The organism is Saccharopolyspora hirsuta, assembly GCF_008630535.1.
GTDB lineage: Bacteria > Actinomycetota > Actinomycetes > Mycobacteriales > Pseudonocardiaceae > Saccharopolyspora > Saccharopolyspora hirsuta.
The window spans coordinates 159,264-178,138 of sequence record NZ_VWPH01000008.1 but is presented as its reverse complement, the minus strand read 5'-3'; the positions used below and the strand labels follow the sequence as shown (position 1 = coordinate 178,138).

Annotated in this window: 21 protein-coding genes; 5 read left to right on the top strand and 16 right to left on the bottom strand. The window is 70.4% G+C overall.

All coding sequences use genetic code 11. From position 1 onward, the window contains the following. Nucleotides 1-128: 128 nt before the first annotated feature. A complete protein-coding gene (locus F1721_RS18980; RefSeq protein WP_150068046.1) occupies nucleotides 129-2,156 on the bottom strand; it encodes a primosomal protein N' in 2,028 nt (675 codons plus the stop codon). Between the two features lie 275 nt (nucleotides 2,157-2,431). Between F1721_RS18980 and lysA the strand changes: the two genes are divergently transcribed. After that, on the top strand, nucleotides 2,432-3,751 hold the full coding sequence (gene lysA / locus F1721_RS18975; RefSeq protein ID WP_150068045.1) for a diaminopimelate decarboxylase: 1,320 nt from the start codon (nucleotides 2,432-2,434) through the stop codon (nucleotides 3,749-3,751). 4 nt (nucleotides 3,752-3,755) lie between these two features. Here lysA and F1721_RS18970 read toward each other — a convergent pair whose 3' ends face one another. Further along, a complete protein-coding gene (locus F1721_RS18970; RefSeq protein WP_150068044.1) occupies nucleotides 3,756-4,280 on the bottom strand; it encodes a hypothetical protein in 525 nt (174 codons plus the stop codon). Nucleotides 4,281-4,363: 83 nt separating this feature from the next. On the opposite strand from F1721_RS18970, the gene F1721_RS18965 reads away from it, so the two are divergent. Next, nucleotides 4,364-5,374, top strand: coding sequence for a LacI family DNA-binding transcriptional regulator (locus F1721_RS18965; protein WP_150068043.1), 1,011 nt, complete (start codon nucleotides 4,364-4,366; stop codon nucleotides 5,372-5,374). A gap of 135 nt (nucleotides 5,375-5,509) precedes the next feature. After that, on the top strand, nucleotides 5,510-6,232 hold the full coding sequence (locus tag F1721_RS18960) for an SDR family oxidoreductase (protein WP_150068042.1): 723 nt from the start codon (nucleotides 5,510-5,512) through the stop codon (nucleotides 6,230-6,232). Between the two features lie 28 nt (nucleotides 6,233-6,260). Here F1721_RS18960 and F1721_RS18955 read toward each other — a convergent pair whose 3' ends face one another. Then, entirely contained in the window at nucleotides 6,261-7,076 is an 816-nt protein-coding gene (locus F1721_RS18955) for an MOSC domain-containing protein (RefSeq protein WP_246155136.1), read from the bottom strand. A 184-nt stretch (nucleotides 7,077-7,260) separates the two neighbouring features. Here F1721_RS18955 and F1721_RS18950 point away from each other — a divergent pair, with 184 nt between their 5' ends. Further along, a complete protein-coding gene (locus F1721_RS18950) occupies nucleotides 7,261-7,722 on the top strand; it encodes a tRNA (cytidine(34)-2'-O)-methyltransferase (RefSeq protein WP_150068041.1) in 462 nt (153 codons plus the stop codon). Here F1721_RS18950 and F1721_RS18945 read toward each other — a convergent pair. The 13 genes from F1721_RS18945 to F1721_RS18885 all read right to left on the bottom strand — a co-directional run bounded on the left by F1721_RS18945 (nucleotide 7,703) and on the right by F1721_RS18885 (nucleotide 18,410). Beyond that, nucleotides 7,703-8,404, bottom strand: a complete 702-nt coding sequence (locus F1721_RS18945; RefSeq protein WP_150068040.1) for a YwaF family protein — start codon at nucleotides 8,402-8,404, stop codon at nucleotides 7,703-7,705. The genes F1721_RS18950 and F1721_RS18945 overlap by 20 nt on opposite strands. 67 nt (nucleotides 8,405-8,471) lie before the next feature. Continuing rightward, nucleotides 8,472-9,653 (bottom strand): methionine adenosyltransferase, encoded by a 1,182-nt coding sequence (gene metK / locus F1721_RS18940; RefSeq protein WP_150068244.1) that lies wholly within the window; start codon nucleotides 9,651-9,653, stop codon nucleotides 8,472-8,474. 93 nt (nucleotides 9,654-9,746) lie between these two features. Next, a complete protein-coding gene (coaBC, locus tag F1721_RS18935; protein WP_150068039.1) occupies nucleotides 9,747-10,997 on the bottom strand; it encodes a bifunctional phosphopantothenoylcysteine decarboxylase/phosphopantothenate--cysteine ligase CoaBC in 1,251 nt (416 codons plus the stop codon). Beyond that, a complete protein-coding gene (rpoZ, locus tag F1721_RS18930; protein ID WP_093154160.1) occupies nucleotides 10,994-11,287 on the bottom strand; it encodes a DNA-directed RNA polymerase subunit omega in 294 nt (97 codons plus the stop codon). The genes coaBC and rpoZ overlap by 4 nt, the downstream gene beginning before the upstream one ends. Before the next feature lie 132 nt (nucleotides 11,288-11,419). Continuing rightward, entirely contained in the window at nucleotides 11,420-12,022 is a 603-nt protein-coding gene (gene gmk, locus F1721_RS18925) for a guanylate kinase (protein WP_150068038.1), read from the bottom strand. Next, nucleotides 12,019-12,336 (bottom strand): integration host factor, actinobacterial type, encoded by a 318-nt coding sequence (gene mihF, locus F1721_RS18920; RefSeq protein WP_150068243.1) that lies wholly within the window; start codon nucleotides 12,334-12,336, stop codon nucleotides 12,019-12,021. Before mihF ends, gmk begins: the two co-directional genes overlap by 4 nt. Nucleotides 12,337-12,690: 354 nt before the next feature. Further along, nucleotides 12,691-13,695, bottom strand: coding sequence for an ABC-2 transporter permease (locus F1721_RS18915; RefSeq protein WP_150068037.1), 1,005 nt, complete (start codon nucleotides 13,693-13,695; stop codon nucleotides 12,691-12,693). Between the two features lie 106 nt (nucleotides 13,696-13,801). Then, nucleotides 13,802-14,575, bottom strand: coding sequence for an ESX secretion-associated protein EspG (locus tag F1721_RS18910; RefSeq protein ID WP_150068036.1), 774 nt, complete (start codon nucleotides 14,573-14,575; stop codon nucleotides 13,802-13,804). 74 nt (nucleotides 14,576-14,649) lie between these two features. Beyond that, nucleotides 14,650-15,636, bottom strand: coding sequence for a hypothetical protein (locus tag F1721_RS18905; RefSeq protein ID WP_246155190.1), 987 nt, complete (start codon nucleotides 15,634-15,636; stop codon nucleotides 14,650-14,652). 300 nt (nucleotides 15,637-15,936) lie between these two features. Continuing rightward, entirely contained in the window at nucleotides 15,937-16,521 is a 585-nt protein-coding gene (locus tag F1721_RS18900) for a DUF3558 domain-containing protein (protein WP_150068242.1), read from the bottom strand. Next, on the bottom strand, nucleotides 16,493-16,972 hold the full coding sequence (locus tag F1721_RS18895; protein WP_150068034.1) for a hypothetical protein: 480 nt from the start codon (nucleotides 16,970-16,972) through the stop codon (nucleotides 16,493-16,495). The genes F1721_RS18900 and F1721_RS18895 overlap by 29 nt, the downstream gene beginning before the upstream one ends. A gap of 400 nt (nucleotides 16,973-17,372) precedes the next feature. Next, nucleotides 17,373-17,576 (bottom strand): DUF397 domain-containing protein, encoded by a 204-nt coding sequence (locus F1721_RS18890; protein ID WP_211840524.1) that lies wholly within the window; start codon nucleotides 17,574-17,576, stop codon nucleotides 17,373-17,375. A gap of 21 nt (nucleotides 17,577-17,597) precedes the next feature. After that, nucleotides 17,598-18,410 carry a helix-turn-helix domain-containing protein gene (locus tag F1721_RS18885; protein ID WP_246155134.1) on the bottom strand — a complete coding sequence of 271 codons (813 nt, stop codon included), beginning with the start codon at nucleotides 18,408-18,410 and terminating at the stop codon, nucleotides 17,598-17,600. Between the two features lie 203 nt (nucleotides 18,411-18,613). Here F1721_RS18885 and F1721_RS18880 point away from each other — a divergent pair, with 203 nt between their 5' ends. After that, nucleotides 18,614-18,829: a hypothetical protein gene (locus F1721_RS18880; protein ID WP_150068032.1), complete on the top strand. Its 216-nt coding sequence runs from the start codon at nucleotides 18,614-18,616 to the stop codon at nucleotides 18,827-18,829. Nucleotides 18,830-18,875: the final 46 nt, after the last annotated feature.

Here is an 18,875-nt window from a genome sequence, read left to right as displayed (position 1 = left end):
GGTATTCGTCCACGTCGGGAGCCGAGCTGCGCACCATGCTCGAAGCCTAGCCGCGGAACGGCCCCGCTGCGCTTGCCCAGGTCGTGGCGCTGTTACGCGCTCACGACCGCCGCCTGGGCCCGAACCGGTCAGAGCATCTCCAGCGGGTCGAGGCGGACCTGGAGCTCGGCCGCCTTGCGGGCTGCGCGGATGGCTTGGGCCGCGTGCAGGGAGCTGGCCAGGGCTCGACCTTCGGTCCGGTCCACGCGGACGATCAGGCGTTCCCGCTCCGAGTTGCCGTCCTCGTCGACCGCGCCGAGCGGCACCGGGCCGAGGATCTCCGCCGTGGCGGGCAAGTCCGCCGAGTCGAGCAGCGCCTCGATGGCCTCCGGCGTGCCGTCCACCGCTGCGACCCGCCGCGCCGGGGGGAAGCCCAGCTCGGCGCGCTCGGCGAGCTCCAGCGAGGCGAACCAGGCCGGGTCCCACCGCACCAGCGCCTGCACCGGTTGCAGCGACGACTCGGCCATGACGACCACCCGACCGCCGTCCCGCCCCGGACGCACCAGAGCGGCCGCGTCGAACCACAACCGCAGCGTCGTCTCGGCCGCGCGCAGCTCCGGGCGGGCCAGCAACGTCCGACCGTCCAGCAGCAGCGCTGCGCCGTACCCGCCCTCGGCCACCGGCTCGGCCCCCGGCGTGCACACGATCAGCGCGGGCTTCGCCGGAACCGTCGCCAGCACCTCCCCCGCCCCGGAGGTCCGCACCGTCACGTTGCTGAACGCACGCCCCAGCTCCTCGGCGGTGCGACCAGCGCCGATGGCGATCGCCCGCAGCCGCCGCGACCCGCAGTTGCCGCACTTGAACGCCGCTTCCGCGGCTCCGCACCAGCTGCACGCCGCGGGCTTCGGCGCGCCGCCCTCGCTGCCTCCCGGCAGCGCCAGCGGCCCCGCGCAGCGGCGGCACCGCGCCCGCTCGCGGCAGTCGCCGCACGCGAGCGCTGGCACGTAGCCGCGCCGCGGCACCTGCACCAGCACCGGCGCTCCCGCGCCGAGCGCGGCTCGCGCCGCTTCGAAGGCCACCGACGGCAGCCGCGCTGCGCGCGCCGCCGGGTCGCGGGCCAGCTGCGTGTCGTCCTCGCCGATGGCGGTCACTCGCGGCGCTGCCGCTCGCACTTCCGCGCGGTGCGCGGTGAGCTCGTGCGCCCAGCCGGACTCGGCGAGCAGCGCGGCTTCGGCGGTGCGGGCGAAGCCGCCGACGATCAGCGCCGCGCCCGCCGCGTGCGCGCGCTGGGTGAGCACGTCGCGGGTGTGCGGGTAGGGCACCTGGGGGTAGCTGTGCAGGTCGTCGCCGTCGTCCCACACGGCCGCGAAGCCCAGGTCGCGCACCGGGGCGAACATCGCCGCGCGCGTTCCGACCACCACGCGGGCCGCGCCGCGCAGGACCGCCAGCCAGCGCCGGTAGCGCTCGGCGGGGGCGAGTTCGGCGGCGAGGGCGACGACCCCGTCGCCGACCAGGGCGGCGCAGGCGTCCTGCAGCCGCTGCAGGTCGCGGTGGTCGGGGACGACGATCAGCGCTCCGCGCCCGGCTGCCGCGGCGGTCGCGGCGACCTCGGCGAGGCGGCCGGGCCAGTCCTCGCCGGGCAGCGCCTGCCAGACCGCCCGGGCCGAGCGCCCGGCGTGCACGGCGTCCAAGAAGGACTGGCCGTGCTGGTAGCGGTTCCAGCCCTCGGTCTCGGGGCGGGGCGGGGGCGGGCCGGGTTCGCTCGGGGCCTTCTTCTCCGCCCCGGCGTGCCGCGGTGGGATGGCCAGGCGCACCACGTCGGCGAGCATCCCGCCGTAGCGGGCGGCGACCGCGCGGGCCATCTCCAGCAGCTCCGGGGTGAGCACCGGCTCGGGCGAGGTCACCCGCTCGACCCAGGACAGGGTGCCCTTGAAGTCGGTGGTCTCGTTGCGCTCCAGCAGGTAGCCGTCGACGAGCTTGCCGCGGAAGCGCACCCGCACCCGGCAGCCGGGCACCGCGTCGGCGTCGAGCCGGTCGGGCACCTGGTAGTCGAAGGGGCGGTCCAGGTGCACCGGCAGCGGGACGTCGACCAGCACGCGGGCCACCGGTCGGTGCGCCGCCGCGGTCCGCTGCTCTGCCGTCGCCCCCTTCCGCTTCCGGGGTTGTGCACCTGCCATGCCTCTTCTCTACCAGAAGCCCCGGACCAGCCCGTCAACAGCACATCAGGACGCTCGGGCCCCGTGTCAGAACCACGCTCGAACACCACGCCACCGACCCCAACCCGGCGTACTCCTGAAAGCACCCGACAGACAAGCGCCACCCCCTCCCCAACCGCACCTCAGGGGACCGTGACGCAACCCAGCCACAAGAAACCGCCAAACGCGAGATGAACCTCGAACGCGACCACCACTGTGAATCGCGGAGAGGCGGAACAGAGAGGCGGAACTGCCCGATGACCCTGGCCGAACTGCTGCCGACCTACCGCCGGAGCTTGCCCGAGAAGCTGTGCACCTCGGTCTGGCCGACCTCTGCCGAGGCGATGCCGTCCGGCGACCTGGTGGTGAGCGGTGTCTCGCTCACCGAGCTCGCCGACCGCTTCGGCACGCCCGGCTACCTGTTGGACGTGCCGACCGTCCGCGAGCGGTGCCGCGCCTACCGCGCGCTGGACGCCGAGATCGCCTACGCGGGCAAGGCGTTCCTGTGCCGCCGGATGGCGCGGCTGATCGCCGAGGAGGGCCTGTCGCTGGACGTCTGCTCGGCCGGGGAGCTGGCCACCGCCCTGTCCGCGGGCTTCCCCGCGGAGCGGATCTTGTTGCACGGCAACGCGAAGACCCACCAGGAGCTGCGCGCGGCGGCGCGCGCCGGGGTGGGCCGGGTGGTGGTCGACTCGCTGGCGGAGATCGACCGGATCCCCGGCCCGCAGGACGTTCTGGTCCGGGTGACGCCCGGCATCGACGGGCGCACCCACCGGGCCGTGGCCACCGGGGTCGAGGACCAGAAGTTCGGCCTGTCGCTGGCCGGTGGGCAGGCGGCGGTGGCGGTGGCGCGGGTGCTCGCCCGCCCCGAGCTGCGGCTGGTGGGGCTGCACTGCCACCTGGGCTCGCAGATCGCCGAGGTGTCCGGCTACGAGGAGGCGGTGCGGCGGCTGGTGGCCTTCCTGGCCGAGATCGCGGTCCGCCACGGGGTTACGCTGCCGCAGCTCAACCTCGGCGGTGGGCACGCGGTGGCCTACTGCCCCGGCGATGCGGCGTTCGACCTGCCCGGCTTCGCCGCCCGCATCCCCCGCGTGCTGGCCTACGAGTGCCGCAAGCACGGCCTCGTGCCGCCGCGCCTGACGTTGGAACCCGGCCGGGCGATCGCGGCCCGAGCGGGCCTGACCCTGTACCGGGTGGTGACCGTCAAGCACAGCAGCACCCGGACCTACGTCGCGGTCGACGGCGGCTTCAGCGACAACCCGCGCCCGGAGCTGTACGGCTCGCGCTACACCGCGCGCCTGGTCGGGCGGACGAGCGATGCGCAGAAGCGCTCGATGAGCGTGGTCGGGCGCCACTGCGAGGCCGGTGACGTCCTGATCCCCGACGCCCAGCTGCCGTCCGACATCCGCGCCGGTGACCTCCTGGCGGTCCCCTGCACCGGCGCCTACCACCACTCGATGGCCTCCACCTACAACCTCGTCCCCCGACCCCCGGTCCTGGCCCTCGAAGACGGGACGACCGAGGTCTGGATCCGCCGCGAAACCGAAGCCGACCTCCTCCACCGCGACATCGCCTAGGCGATCACGACGCCCCGGACCTGCTGTAGAAGGTGATCTGCGGGCCGTACGAGTTCTCGTCGTCGCGGACCTCCACGGCGAACTGCCGCTCCGGGAACTGCCTCGCGAGCAGCGCCCTCCAGCATTCCGCGATCGTGCAGGCGAGTTGGGACAGGTCTTCCTCGTACCCGGTGGTGTCGTCGTTGGTGAAGACGTCCCACAACGTCGTCGTGTTCGCGTGGAACTCGACGAGATCCACGCGGTCCTCCCGACCGGAGAACCAGGTGTCGATGTTCCTCCGGCGAGACCCGCTCGATTCCGCCGGGAGCTCGGAGCGGAAGACGCCACCGCGGTGCTCGATGAAGTTCGGGCAGAAGAGCCACTGCGCGGCCAGCACGAACTCGATGCCACCTCCCCGGCCGAGGTGGTCGAGCGGGGTGAGCTCCGGGCCGTTCGCCTCCTGCCAAGCGGCCAGGAAGCCCGGAAACGGGCGGTTGCCGACCTTCGGATCGGGTGGGTCCGTTTCGTTCCGCTGCTGCTCGTGCGCCATCCCACCACGCGTCGGCCGCGCGGGGTTCCGGGAGGGGTGGGGGCGTAATAGCCTGAGCGGCGGTTCGAGGGTGAGGAGGTGCGATGGCGGGACCGATCCGGCCGACGATCTCCGATGTCGCGCGGGCTGCCGGGGTGTCGCGGACGACCGTGTCGCACGCGCTCAACGGGATCGGCAAGGTCGATCCGCGGACGCGGGAGCGGGTGGTGCAGGCCGCCGCCGAGCTCGGCTACCGGCCGAGCCTGCGCGCGCAGCGGCTGCGCAGCGGCCAGTCCCGGACCATCGGCCTGGTGTCGTCGATGCCGGTCGCGGTGGCGGGCGGCCCGTCCAAGCTCGGCTTCTTCATGGAGGTCGCCGCGGCGGCGGCCGAGACCGCGCTGCTGCACGGCTTCGCCCTGGTGCTGGTGCCCCCGCTGGACTCCGACCCGCCGCTGGACTCGCTGGACATCGACGGAGCGATCGTGATCGAGCCGGACCAGGACGACCCGACCACCAAGCGCCTGCAGTCGCGCGGGGTGCCGATCGTGAGCATCGGACCGCAGCGGGGCACCGACCTGCCGCACGTGGACCTGCGCGCGCCGCAGGTCGGCCGCCTGCTCCTGGACCACCTGCGCGAGCAGGGCGCGGACCGGATCGCGCTGCTCATGGGCAGCGGCCACCGCAGCTGGTACGTGGACCTGGCGGAGGTCTACGCCGAGTTCTCCCGGGAGCACGGCATGCCGCCGCTGGTGGTCGAGGCCGACGAGTCGGGCGGCGAGGAAACCGGCCAGGCCGCCTGCGAGGAGCTGCTGGCGCAGCACCCCGAGGTCGACGCGATCTGCGCGTCGGTGGACGCCTTCGCCATCGGCGCGGTGCGCGCCGCGGAGTCGCTGGGCCTCGACATCCCGACCGACCTGCGGGTGGCGACCCGCTACGACGGCGTCCGGGCCCGCACCAGCACCCCGACGCTGACCGCAGTGGACCTGCACCTGGCGCAGGCCGCGGCGAGCGCGGTCGAGCTCCTGCTGGCGAACCTGAAGGGCACCGAGGTTCCGCAGGTGGTCACCAACCCGCCCCCGCGCCTGGTCCCCCGCGCCTCGACCCTGACCGGTTAGCCGCTCCGTCGGCCCGGGGAAGGTTTCGGCAGCTCATGTCCCGTGAGCAGGCAAAGCGAGTACGACGGCCTGCGCCCGGGCCACCATCGGCATTTCCGGACCGGTTCTGGCCGCAATTGCCGGGACGATCGGGGCATGGGACTTGATGGGAAGACCGCAGTCGTCACCGGTGGCTCTCGCGGGATCGGGCGGGCGATCGTGCAGCGGTTGGCCGCCGACGGCGCGACGGTGCTGTTCGGCTACGCCAGCGACGACTCCGCGGCCGAGGACGTCAGCACGCGCACCGGTGCCCGCGCCGTGCTCGTGGAAATGGGCGAAACCGACCAGGTGGCAAGGCTTTTCGACACCGCCGACGAGCACTTCGGCCAGCTCGACATCCTGGTGAACAACGCCGGGATCCCCGGCACGGCACCGCTGCTGGACACCTCCGAGGCCGAGTACGACCGGATCATGGCGGTCAACGCGAAGGGCACCTTCCTGGCGATGCAGCACGCGGCGCGGCGGATGCGCGACGGCGGGCGGATCGTCAACATCTCCACGATGAGCACCGCGTGGGCCAGCCCGGGCGAATCCGCTTACGCCGCGAGCAAAGCCGCCGTCGAGCAGCTCACGCAGGTCGCGGCCAAGGAGCTGGGTCCGCGCGGGATCAACGTCAACGCGGTCTCCCCCGGCCCCACCGACACCGACCTGCTGCGCGGCGCGGTCGACCCGGACGCCATCGCGGCGACCGAGCACATGACGCCCCTGGGCAGGCTCGGGCGGCCTGCGGACATCGCCGACGTGGTCGCGTTCCTCGTCAGCCCGGACTCGCACTGGGTCACGGGCCAGAACATCCGCGCCACCGGCGGTCTGGTCTGAGCGGGCGCTTTCGCGCGAAACCGGCGCTCTAGCGCCAGGTCTCGACCACCACCGGATCTCCGACTGACAGCGTTCCGCGGCGCAGCACCGCGAACTTCGCGCCGAAAGCGATCCCCTCGCCGGGAACCCGGCGGTACCGGGCGAGCGTCCGCAGCGGTTCCGGGCCGCTGCGGCGCCCGGTCGCCTGGTCGACCGTGGTGACCGCGCACCTGATCGCGAGCTTGGCGAATCCCAGCACCGCGTCACCGGCCCTGATGCGGCCAGCGCGGTCTTCGTCGTGGGCGTCCCAGCCGTCGACCACGATGTTGGGGCGGAAGCGGTCCATCGGCAGCGGTTCCGGCAACCGCTCGTTGAGCAGGTCCAGCGAGGACCGCGACACGACGTGCACCGCGCAGCTGTCGGCGTAGCCGGAGGTCCCGGGCGTCTCGCCGTCGGTGGCGCGGTCGTGCTCCGGCGGCACCCGCACCAGCCTGCTGCGCGCCCCGAGCACGTCGGAGAGCCATTCCGCGACCGGATCTCCCTGGTCGATGCCCCGGTACCCGGTGCCGAAGAGGTCCACCGCCCGGCGCGGTCCGGTCACGTCGACGTCCACCGCGATCGAACCGGCGCCGGGTGCGCTCAGCTCGATCCGGTCGTCGCTGATCGCCGGTTGGATCTGCGCGAGGTGCGGCCACCGGCGCTGGGTCCGGAACACCCCGTTCTCATCGATGACCATGAAAGCCCGGTCGTGCGCCAAACCCGCGTCGGTCAGCGGCGTGCTCGGGACGGACACCCCGGCGCAGCCCTTCACCGGGTAGCTCAGCAGATCAACGATTTCGGTTGCGGGCAGCGGAAGTCCGGTCACCACGAGGACACCTCCGGTCGCGGGAGGCACCCTTCCGACACCCGCACCGACCGAGCGTGGCGGGCCGACGCCCGTTGCAGCGCCTCTCGACCGGCGGCACCAGGGTAACAGCGGTTGATCTTGCCGCACCAACGGTTTTCGGCCCCCGGATGCCACCGGGAACGCCGGTGTGAAACGATTTTGGGTGTTTCACGTCGTGTTCTACCACCCGGAGATCCCCGGCAACGCGGGCAACGCGATCCGCATGGCGGCCGGTTCCGGCTGCGCCCTGCACCTGATCGAGCCCCTCGGGTTCTCCGTGGAGGACGCGAAGCTGCGCCGGGCCGGGCTCGACTACCACGACCGGGCCGCGCTGCACGTGCACCCGGACCTGGAGTCGGCGTGGCGGGAGCTGCGACCGCAGCGGGTCATCGCCTTCAGCTCGAAGGCCGAGCGCTCCTACGAGACGGTCGACTACCAGCCCGGCGACGTGCTGCTGTTCGGTCCGGAATCCACCGGCCTGCCCGAGGAGGTCCTCGCCGACGTGACGCTCCAGGTCCGCATCCCGATGCTGCCCGGCATCCGCTCGATGAACCTCGCCAACTCGGCAGCAGTCGCGGTCTACGAGGCGTGGCGCCAGCAGGGCTTCACCGCGGCCTCGGGCTGAGCGCGCGGGCGCGCGTCCGGGTCCACGGCCAGGTCAGCAGCGCCCACGCGACCATCCCGACGATCGCGGCCACACCCAGGTACCAGGGCCAGCCGCCCATCAGGTCGAGCAGCGACGGGTTGTCGGGCTTCCGGCTGACGAAGCCGTAGTTGCTGCCCGCCCAGGAGTTGAACGCCAGCACCGCCAAAGCCCACGCGGCGGTCACGACCACCGAGAACCAGTACCCGCGCCAGTTCGGCCGCACCCCGACACCCCAGGTCAGGAACGCCGCGGCCCAGAGCACCAGCAGGTGCTGCCCCCAGAACTCGACGAACGCCAGCGACGGGAAGTCCGGGGCGTCCAGCGCCGGGGTGATCATCGCCTGCGGCGTCAGCGTGAGCCCCCAGTAGTAGAGCAGCGCGCAGGCCAGCGGCTGCCGGGTCCACAGGGCGTAAGCGCCGACCATCCACGCGAGGTCGCACAGGTGCAGCGGCAGCGAGTCGTCGATGTCGAACTGCCAGGGCATCTGCTGGTAGATCAGCAATGGGACGTTGAACGCCAGGACCACCGCGGCGAACGCCCGCGAGAGCATCCGCGCATCGCGGTGCCGCCGGCCGAGGACGACCAGCACCGCGGACCCGACGACGATGAGCGCCATGAGCACCAGGTGCGACGGGCCATAAGGAACGAATCGGTCCCCCACTCACCCAGCGTAAAGCTGTCGTGAGCGGCGATGGCGGTAAGGACGACCATCGCCGCTCACGACACCGTCAGGCGTTGGCGGCGGCCTTCAGCGCGTCCGCGCGGTCCGTGCGCTCCCACGGCAGGTCCAGGTCCGGGCGGCCGAAGTGGCCGTACGCGGCGGTCTGCGCGTAGATCGGGCGCAGCAGGTCCAGGTCGCGGATGATCGCCGCCGGGCGGAGGTCGAAGACCTCGTTGATCGCCGACTGGATGCGGGCCGGGTCGACGTTCTCGGTGCCGAAGGTCTCCACGAACAGACCCACCGGGGCCGCCTTGCCGATCGCGTAGGCGACCTGCACCTCGATCCGGCTGGCCAGGCCCGCGGCGACCGCGTTCTTCGCCACCCAGCGGGTCGCGTACGCCGCCGAGCGGTCCACCTTCGACGGGTCCTTGCCGGAGAACGCGCCACCGCCGTGGCGGGCCATGCCGCCGTAGGTGTCGACGATGATCTTGCGGCCGGTCAGGCCCGCGTCGCCCATCGGACCGCCGACCACGAACCGGCCGGTCGGGTTGACCAGCAGCCGGGTGTCGGAGGTGTCGAGGTCGAGCTGCTCGATCTCCGGGCCGACCACCCGGTCCTTGATGTCCACCGCGAGCATCGAGTCCAGGTCGATGTCCGCCGCGTGCTGCGTGGACAGCACCACGGTGTCCAGGCGGACGGCCTGGTCACCGGCGTACTCGATGGTCACCTGGGTCTTGCCGTCCGGCCGCAGGTAGGGCAGCACGCCGTCCTTGCGGACCTTGGTCAGCCGCCGCGACAGGCGGTGCGCCAGCGCGATCGGCAGCGGCATGAACTCCGGGGTGTCGTCGCAGGCGTAGCCGAACATCAGGCCCTGGTCACCGGCGCCCTGCTTGGCGATCTCGTCGATCACGCCCTCGACCCGCGACTCGTGCGCGGTGTCCACGCCCTGCGCGATGTCCGGGGACTGCGACCCGATGGCCACGTTCACGCCGCAGGAGTTGCCGTCGAAGCCCTTGGCCGAGGAGTCGTAGCCGATCTCCAGGATCTTCTCCCGCACGATGGTCGGGATGTCGGCGTAGGCGTCGGTGGTCACCTCACCGGCGACGTGCACCTGGCCGGTGGTCACCAGGGTCTCCACCGCCACGCGGGAGCGGGGGTCCTGGCCCAGCAACGCGTCCAGGATCGAGTCGCTGATCGCGTCGCAGATCTTGTCCGGGTGGCCTTCGGTCACGGACTCACTGGTGAACAACCTGCGACCGGTGCGCAGGCCAGACTGCTGACTCACGACTCTCCCTGAATTGCTTGAAAGTCCACCGCGCGGTGGTTGACGTGCGCGGTCACCCTACTGGCGGTGCCACTGCCGGTTCACAGCATCCCACAGTGTGGATGCCAACCGGGACTTCGCGCCGAACGGGATCGGTTCCTCGGTGCCGTCGCCGCCCAGCAGCCACCCGGCGTTGTCCTCGACCTCGAAGGCCCGCCCGTCCCCGACGGCGTTGACCACCAGCAGGTCGCAGCCCTTGCGGGCCAGCTTGGCGCGGCCGTGGTCGAGCACCGAGGTGGTGGCGTCGCCGGTCTCGGCGGCGAACCCCACGATCAGCGACGCGGCCAGCTTGCCCGCGCCGCGCGCTTCGACCAGTTCGGCGAGGATGTCCGGGTTGCGGGTCAGGGCCAGCGGGTCCGGGTCCCGGTCGGACTTCTTGATCTTGTGCTCGACGTGCGAGACGGGCCGGAAGTCGGCCACCGCGGCGGCCATCACCACGGCGTCCGCGCCGTCGGCCTCGGCCAGCATCACCGACCGCAGCTCCTCGGCGGTGCCCACCTTGATCACCCGGACCCCGGCCGGGGCCGCCAGGTCCGCGGTGTGCGCGGCGACCAGCGTCACCTCCGCACCGCGGTGCGCGGCCACCCGGGCCAGCGCGTAGCCCTGCCGCCCGGAGGAGCGGTTGCCCAGGTAGCGCACCGGGTCCAGCGGTTCGCGGGTGCCACCGGCGGAGATCACCACGCGGCGGCCCTCGAGGTCGCGCGGCAGCGCCTTCGGCTCGGCCAGCAGCAGGCGGGCCAGGTCGACGATCTCGGCCGGGTCGGGCAACCGGCCCTTGCCGGTGTCCGCGCCGGTCAACCGGCCGCTGTCCGGCTCGGCGACCACCACGCCGCGGCTGCGCAGCAGCGCGACGTTGTGCCGGGTCGCCGGGTGCTCCCACATCTCGGTGTGCATCGCCGGGACCATCAGCACCGGGCACCGGGCGGTCAGCAGCGTCGAGGTGAGCAGGTCGTCGGCCTGCCCGTGCGCGGCGCGGGCCAGCAGGTCGGCGGTGGCGGGCGCGACCACGACCAGGTCCGCCTCCTGCCCGAGCCGGACGTGCTGGACCTCGTGGACGTCGGTGAACACGCCGGTGCGCACCGGCTGCCCGGACAGCGCCTCGAAGGTCGCCGCGCCGACGAAGTTCAGCGCCGCCTCGGTCGGGACGACCCGGACCTGGTGCCCGGACTCGGTCAGCCGCCGCAGCACCTCGCACGCCTTGTAGGCGGCGATGCCACCGCTGACCCCGAGGACCACCCGCGGGCGGTCCTCGGCGTGCTCGGTCGTCACTCGCCTTCGGTGTGCTCGAGAACGCCGGCGTGGATCTCGCGGAGCGCGATCGACAGCGGCTTCTCGCGCGGGCCCGGCTCGACCAGCGGGCCGACGTACTCCAGCAGGCCCTCGCCGAGCTGGGCGTAGTAGTCGTTGATCTGGCGGGCGCGCTTCGCGGAGTAGATCACCAGCGCGTACTTCGAGCTGACCTGCTCCAGCAGGTCGTCGATCGGCGGGTAGGTGATGCCTTCGGCGGTGTTGGTGGACGGGCTGCTGTTGAGCGCAGCCAGCGCGCTGGGGGTGCTCACGTGAGTGGCTCCTGCTCCTCGTGGACGGCGGCGTGGTGCCGTTGCCTGGGGGCGGCGGTGCGACCCGCGGCGTGCCGGACTTCGATCTGCCGAACTCCGGCGCTGCTCGCGGTGCCCTTACTCAAAGGCTCGTCACAGCTCGCGACCGAGTATCAATCGTAGCAATTCGCTGGTCGCGGCCTGCACGTCGGCGTTGACCACGCTGGCGTCGAACTCCGATTCGGCGGCCAGCTCCTCGCGCGCGGTCGCCAACCGCCGCTCGACGACCTCGGCCGGTTCGGTGCCGCGACCGGTGAGCCGGTCCACCAGCACCTCCCAGGACGGCGGCAGCAGCATGACCAGCTGCGCCTCCGGCATGGCCCGGCGGACCTGGCGGGCGCCCTGCAGCTCGATCTCCAGCACCGCGGGCCGCCCGGCGGCGAGGGCGTCCTCGACGGGCTTGCGCGGGGTGCCGTAGAGGTTGCCCGCGTAGCGGGCGTGCTCGAGCATCTCGCCGGCGGCGATCATCCGCTCGAACTCCGCGGTGTCGACGAAGTGGTAGTGCACCCCGTCGACCTCCCCGGCGCGCGGCGCGCGGGTGGTGGCGGACACGCTGAAGTAGATCTCCGGGGCCTGCCTGCGCACCTCGCTGAGCACGCTGGACTTGCCGACGCCGGAGGGCCCGGAAACGACGGTGAGCCGAGGCTCGCCCTGGCGGACGGTCCTCGGCTCAGCGCCGGTTTGTGCGTCGATCACTCGCCGCTGAACTCGGAGAGCAGCGCCTTGCGCTGCCGCTCGCCCAGCCCGCGCAGCCGACGGCTGTTGGCGATCTCCAGCCGCTCCATGATCTGCTGGGCGCGGACCTTGCCAACGCCGGGAAGGGCCTCGAGCAGGGCGGAGACCTTCATCTTGCCCAGGACCTCGTCGTTGTCGGCGGTCTCCAGGACCTCCGCCAGCGTGGTTCCACCTCGCTTGAGGCGCTCCTTGAGCTCCGCTCGGGCGCGACGGGCGGCAGCCGCCTTTTCCAGAGCTGCTGCCCGCTGCTCCTCGGTCAGCTGGGGAAGGGCCACCATGTCCTCCGTGATGTGGGGTTTCTCTTGATCGGTGCGGCGACGGTACCGAGTCGGCTCGACCGGGTTCCACGGGGGTCCGGTTTTTGTGAGCCTGATTCGGCCGGGCCCGCCACCAGGCCCGCTCGTACGAGGCGTGCACGAGCGCGGCACCGCTGCAAGTACTACCAACAAAGGCGCTGAAGTGCACTAATCTCGGCGAAATTCATCAAATGTGTCCGATTTCCGGGCAGTTGAGCCATGCCGGTGGCGTCCTCGCAGGTCAAACCGGGGTGAAATGCCCCTCACCGGCGAAGTGATCAAGAACTCGCGAAGACCGCGAAAAATTCCGCTACGCGGAAGTTCCGTATTGATTCAGGCGTCGGCCGGACGTCCGCCGGGGTGCCGGTGCCGCCAGGCCCAGAACACCCCGCACGACAGCAGCGCCCACCCGGCCAGCACCAGGAACGGGAACACGTGCTGGGAGCCGCCGAAGTAGACGGCGGTGTGCAGGGCGTTCACCGAGGCCCCGGGCGGCAACCAGGCGCCGATCAGGCCCAGCGGGGACGGCAGCAGCGGCCAGGACACCGCGCCGCCGGACGAGGGGTTGCCCAGCAGCACCATCAGCCCCCAGGTCGGCACCATCGCCCACCGCCCCAGCAGCGTGTTGAACATGGTGAACACCATGCCGGAGGTGAACATCGTCAGCGCCAGGATCAGCCAGGACTCGACGAACGGGAACCGCACGGCCCCCAGCAGCCAGTCGACCACCGCGATGATGGCGAACCCGCCGAGCAGCGCGAAGGCGGCGGTGAACCCGATCCGCTCGGCGGGGTTGAGCGCCTTGGCGTGCACGCTGAGCTGGATCGCGCCGACGAACCCGATGACGATCGCGGCCAGCGACACGTAGAACAGCGCGAGCCCGCGCGGATCGCCCCGCTGCAGCGGCTTGAGGTCCCGCACCTCGATCGCCACCCCGTGGCTCGCGGCGGCCTGCGTCGCGACCTGCTCCAGCAGCTGCGCCACGGAAGCCCCGGCGGCGCTGGCGAGGTCGAGCCGGACCGCGCTGCCGCGCAGGTCGAGCACGCCGAACACGCGCTGCTCCTCCACCGCGTGCACGGCTTCGCCGTAAGCCGGGTACCGGCGGAGGTCGAACTCGGTCCCCGTGGCCCGCTCCATCTCGGCGAGCAGCGCGGGATCGTCGCGGACCCCGACGACGGCCAGCGGAACGCTGTGCGGCGTCGGATTGGCCATGGCGAAGGTGTAGGACCCGGCGAACAGCGCGGCAGCGGCGCCGATGATGAGCACGAGCACGGTCGCGGGGAAGAACGGCGACCGCCGGAAGGCGGCCCACCGCCCGTCCACCTGCGTCGAAACCATGCGCCGACTCTAGGTGATCAACCCCACACCGGCCGTGGCGGAGCGCCGGACTGCCGGGAGTGGGGATTCCGGCGATTTCGCGCGAGATCGCCCCCGTCCGCCGGGTTCAGAAGGTCTTCATGAGGTCCGAAACCCGGGAGGACATCCGCGGCTTGTCGATCGGGGCGACCGTGGTCCACGGCTCCGCGCCGCGGGTGTTGGTCTCGATCATGTACCAGCCCTTGGCGGTGGCGAAGAAGTTCGTCACCATCGGCGCCCGGTGGCGCTTGCCCTGGCCGTCCATCACCGCCGCGCCGAACTGGGCCCACGCGAGGCGCTCACCACCGGCCATCTCCACCAGCAGGCGGGCGTCGTCGCGCTTGACCCCCTGGCGCGCGAGACCGTCGGCCATCGCGCGGTCGGAGCTCCCGGCCTCCTTGGCCGCCGCAGACATCGCCGCGCTGCGCAGCGAAACACCGCGCCCCGGACCGGCCTTCAGGTCGTCCGGCAGCACGCTCAGCAGCGCGCGGACCATCGAGTCCGCGGGAAGCGCCTGCAGCCGCACGGATTCCTCGGTCAGCACGGCGAGCGTGGCGTTGCTGCGGACGTTGGCGACCATCCCGGTCGTCTTCCGCTCCCCGTCTGGGGTGCGCTCGCCGAAGGTGACGTCGAAGGACCGCTCGTAGCGCTGCAGCGGCAGGAAGACGCCGCAGATGTCCTCCTCGCGCATCTCGTTGCCGAAACCGAGGCGGTGCAGCTCGTCCCAGGCCCGGCGCTCGACGGCGCGCCGCTCGGACTCCAGGATCCCCTCCGGCAGGACGTTGAGCACTATTGGCTTGGTCCCCAGGTTGAAGTGCTTCCACGCCTCGTAGAAGGCCTGCCGCGACAGCTCGAACTTCACGGAATACTCCCCAGACCGCTGCGTGGGCGGCACCGAGCCGATGCCGCCCACGTGATCATCTGCTTGGTTGCGGACTACTTCTGCTGGTCCCAGTCGCCGAACACCGGAGGAGCGACCTTCGGCATGTCGTCGTCGAAGAACCCGTGGTCGCCCTTGAGGAACTCGGGGGTCTCGTGCTCCTGGTCCTCCTCGCCCTGCTTGCCCTGCGGACGCCCGGCCGCAGCACCAGCACCGGCCATGCCACCACGACCACCAGCGCCACCGGCACCACCAGCCCCGGAGCCCGTCCCGGTGCCACCGGCACCGCCGAGCCCACCGGCCCCAGCACGACCACCAGCGCCCAGGCCGGAACCGGCCCCACGACCACCGGCGCCACCAGCACCACCGGCCCCGAACCCGCGGCCACCGGCACCACCAGCGCCGGGAACCCGACCACCAGCGCCCGCGCCCGTGCCGGAACCACCACCGGGCCCGAGAGCCATCCCGGGCACGCCGGGCTGACCGGCCCCCGGACCGGTGGGCACCCGCCCACCGCCCGGCCCGCTCTGCCCGGGCCCACCCTGACCAGGCCGCTGCCACACCGGAGTGGTCCCGTAACCGCCACCGCCACCACCGGTGCCGCCCGACCCGAAACCACCGGAGCCACCGCTGTACCCAGACGGAACGGTCGAAGACCCACCACCGCCGACGCCACCGGTACCGCCACCACCGGCCCACTGGCTGCTGGTGCCGGACGGAGTGTTGGAGACCGTCGGGACGCCGCCGACGGTGGGGTGCTGCGAGCCGGAGACCGCAACCTTCATCCCGTTTTCTGGTGGCGGAGTGAACACCGCACTCGACGCCACATTGCTCTGCGAGGTGTTCGCGTACGTTTCGAAGGCTTGCACAGCCTCCTGACGCAGCTTCTCGTTGTGCTGCTTGGCAGCCTCGGCGTCGGTCTGACCGTTCACCATGCTGTCCCAGGTGTCCTCGAACCAGTTGTTGTCCGGGACTTCCTGCTCTTCGTCCTTACCAGGAATCGAAGACTGCACCTTGTTGAAGGCGTCGCCCTGCTGGGTCATTAGCCGCGATTGCGCCAACGCACTATCGGCAGCGACCTCGGTCCAGAGCACAACCGGCACAGCCTGGTTCTGCATCGCCTCGCCGGACTCAGAGCGCATCACTGCGCCGACTTCCTTGAGCCGGTCCTCGAGACGGGTTCTCAAGTCCCGAAGGTACTGATCTTCGGTCTTCCAACCGTCAGCCTGATTGTAAGCGCCGTCAGCAGAGCCACCGTCGACCCAATTCCGCATTTGCTCCAAGGTTGCGGATTCAAAGGTCGCTGGCTCCATGTGCCTACTGTTGGTCATCCCTCGTCCCCCTCACGCATTGGGAAGATTCTGAAGTGCGGCTTCAGCAAAACGCTTCGACAACTCGCAAGGGTTCGGATCAGCCGAGGACACCACAGTGTTCACGAACAGAGAACCCTGATCGGAAACATCCAGCACGAGAGTGCAGTTGGTTTCAACCAAACTAACCTGCACGGCGGGGTAACCTGCAATCTCGCTCTTCTCAGGTTCCTTGGTCGCCGATTCAGCGTATTTCTGCATGGTCGAAGACTTGTCCACCGCCACGAAGACCGTGGCGTCTACGCCAGCAGTGCCGCGACCATAGCTGCATCCCGGCTTTCCGTTGGACTCGCGCTCCCGCGGAGCTTGATCCGCTCCAAGCTCCTTGACCTGCGCCTCAGAAATAATTGCGCATCGGTCACCGATCTCCAACGACTTCGCCGGAGCGGTACGAGCAGACTGCGTAGCCGGCGCTTCCGATGTCACCTGCTCCTGCGGGGTTCCCGTGCCCGTGGGAACAGGTTCGCCCGAACCACCGCTACAACCAGCCAGCAAAACGCTAGCCAGGACCGCGCTTGCAGCGAGCCCCTTACGCAAGTTCTCCCCCTCGCATACCATCCGCCGCGTTTTCGTCATCGAGCCGCGTCTGCTTTGCACTGTCTCGCAAATCTTCCGCAGCCTTGAGGAGGACTTTCGCAAGCTTCACGTAGTTATCCAGATAGGCCTGGCCATCCCCAGCTACAACCTGGGAGTAAGCCTGGCCGGACTGCGTGCTAACCGGGTCGCTTGCCGACACCCCGTACGCCGCCATTTCGTGAATATCGAGCTGGCGGTCCATCAGAGCCCGGGCTTCATCTTCGAAGGACTGCGCGACCTTCTCGACCTGGTCCGGGTCGATCATCATCGTGCCGCCCGCGGCCTGAGAAGCCGCCAAAGCCGCCTTGTCCTGGACCCTCGTCACAACATCCAGCATGTTGCCCATGAAGCCAGCGGGCCCTGGTGCCATCCGCATGGCCTCGATCTGGCGCTGGTCGACCGGCTGGTACGTACCGCCATCCCCCTCTGACACCGCTGAACTCCCCTCGTTCGCGAACCGTCGCGGGGGTCCAGCGACGGTCATCAGCTTGCCAACGGGGCAAACGTTAACGCACGACACCGTCGCTACGGGACGAAGTCGACCAAAGAAGACTGCGACATCCGAGTGATTTTGACCTCGGAACCGACGAAGGGGTTTCGGAGTCTAAGCAGGTCAGCTATGGGCCAGCCCGCCCGCTCCGACACCAGTCGCCCCCGAAGCACCAGGTCAGGGCACCGAGACCAGATACCGAAGCCCGGTCTCAGCAAGTGCTTCGAAGCTGGCAAGTAGAGCACCCCAACTTGCCAGAAGATTCGGTTGATCTCTCAACAAAATGCGGCATCCGAGCGAAGTCTCGCCCGGATGCCGCACCTGAGGCGCTACCCATGATCATTTACACGTCGAACCGGCCGTTTCGGAGGCCGTCGAGGAAAGATGCCCAGGCACCAACGCCGAGCACCAGCTTGCCCCCTTCAGGGTCCTTGGAGTCTCGCGCCGCAACGGCTGATCCGCTGAATGCGACCTCGACGCAGTTCCCGTAGTTGCTGCTTCGGCTGCTCTTGCGCCAGCGAAGCGCCGAGAGATCCAGTGATGTCACTGAGCTACTCCTTGCCGGTCGTCACACCAACCGCTCGGCGATGCCGTTGATGAGGTCAACTGAATCCTCGACCGACAGTGCCACGTCCTGCAAGGTCTGAAGTGCTTCCTTCGCGGCGGCGACGTGCTCGGGCTCCTCGAGGAACGCGCTGCTCCCCCGGTTCTCGAGATACACCAGGCTAGGATGCTTTTCGAAGTCGAGGACGACGAACGGCCCCGCCATCCCCGGATGCACACCGAGCGCAGATGGCAGCACTCGCAGGGTGACGTTGTCCTGGCTCGTCGCGCTCACCAGGTGGCGGAGTTGGCGGTACATCACCCCCGGACCTCCAGCCGGACGTTCCAGGATGCTCTGCTCGACGAGCACTTCGAGCATTGGCGCAGTCGGCCGGTTCAGCAAGGTCTGCCGCCCCATGCGCGCAGTGACCAGGGTGTCGACCTCCGCGAGGTTCAGGTCTGGATCGGTGCCCTGGACGATGGCGGTCGCGTACTCCGAGGTCTGCAACAGCCCCGGAATGAGCATCGTTTCGTAGTTGTAGATGGCCGTGGCTTCCTTCTCGAAGCGGATCACGTCCTCCCACATCGCTGGCAATCGACCGTCCTGAACTTGCCACCAGTTCGGGCTCGACGCCGTGCGCACAAGGTTCAGCAGCTCCTCGCGACGCTCAGAAGGCACTCGATACAAGCCCAGAAGCGCCGCCACATCGTCTGCGTACAACCCCCGCTGGCCGTTCTCGATCCGGCTCAGCTTGCTCATCGAGAAACCCAGTGCTCCGGCGACTTCCTCCGCTGGCAGGCCGTTACGCAGCCGCAGCTCTCGCAGTTCGCTCGACACCCGCCGCACCCGGACCGGAACCCCTACTCGTCCGTTCATGCGCTCTCCCCGTTTCGGAATCGATCTGAGCTCCCCCGATCACCATCACTGGTTTCCAGCGGGGCAAGCACCCCCAGTCACCCGAAAGAATCGTTGCGTGCCTGATCGGGAACGCCGGAGAGTCCTTCTCGCAAGCGAACATTCCGATACGGGAGGGCTGAAACATGTGCGCTCGCTGGAACATCCCGGCTGACGACCGGCGCGACGAAGTAGTCGTCACGATGCTGATCCGCGACGAGGTGTCGATCAGGCAAGGCGGCGCGGAAGTCGTGGTGAGCCGAGCCCAGCTGACCGACCTCGCCGACAAGCTCTACTTCCTCGACCTGGCATTCCGCTCCGACGCACGCGACGTCGTGGAAGCCCTCTGCGGGCAGGAATGACCTCCAAGGTCGTGTCTCACACTTCGCGCGAAATGCGCCCGATGCC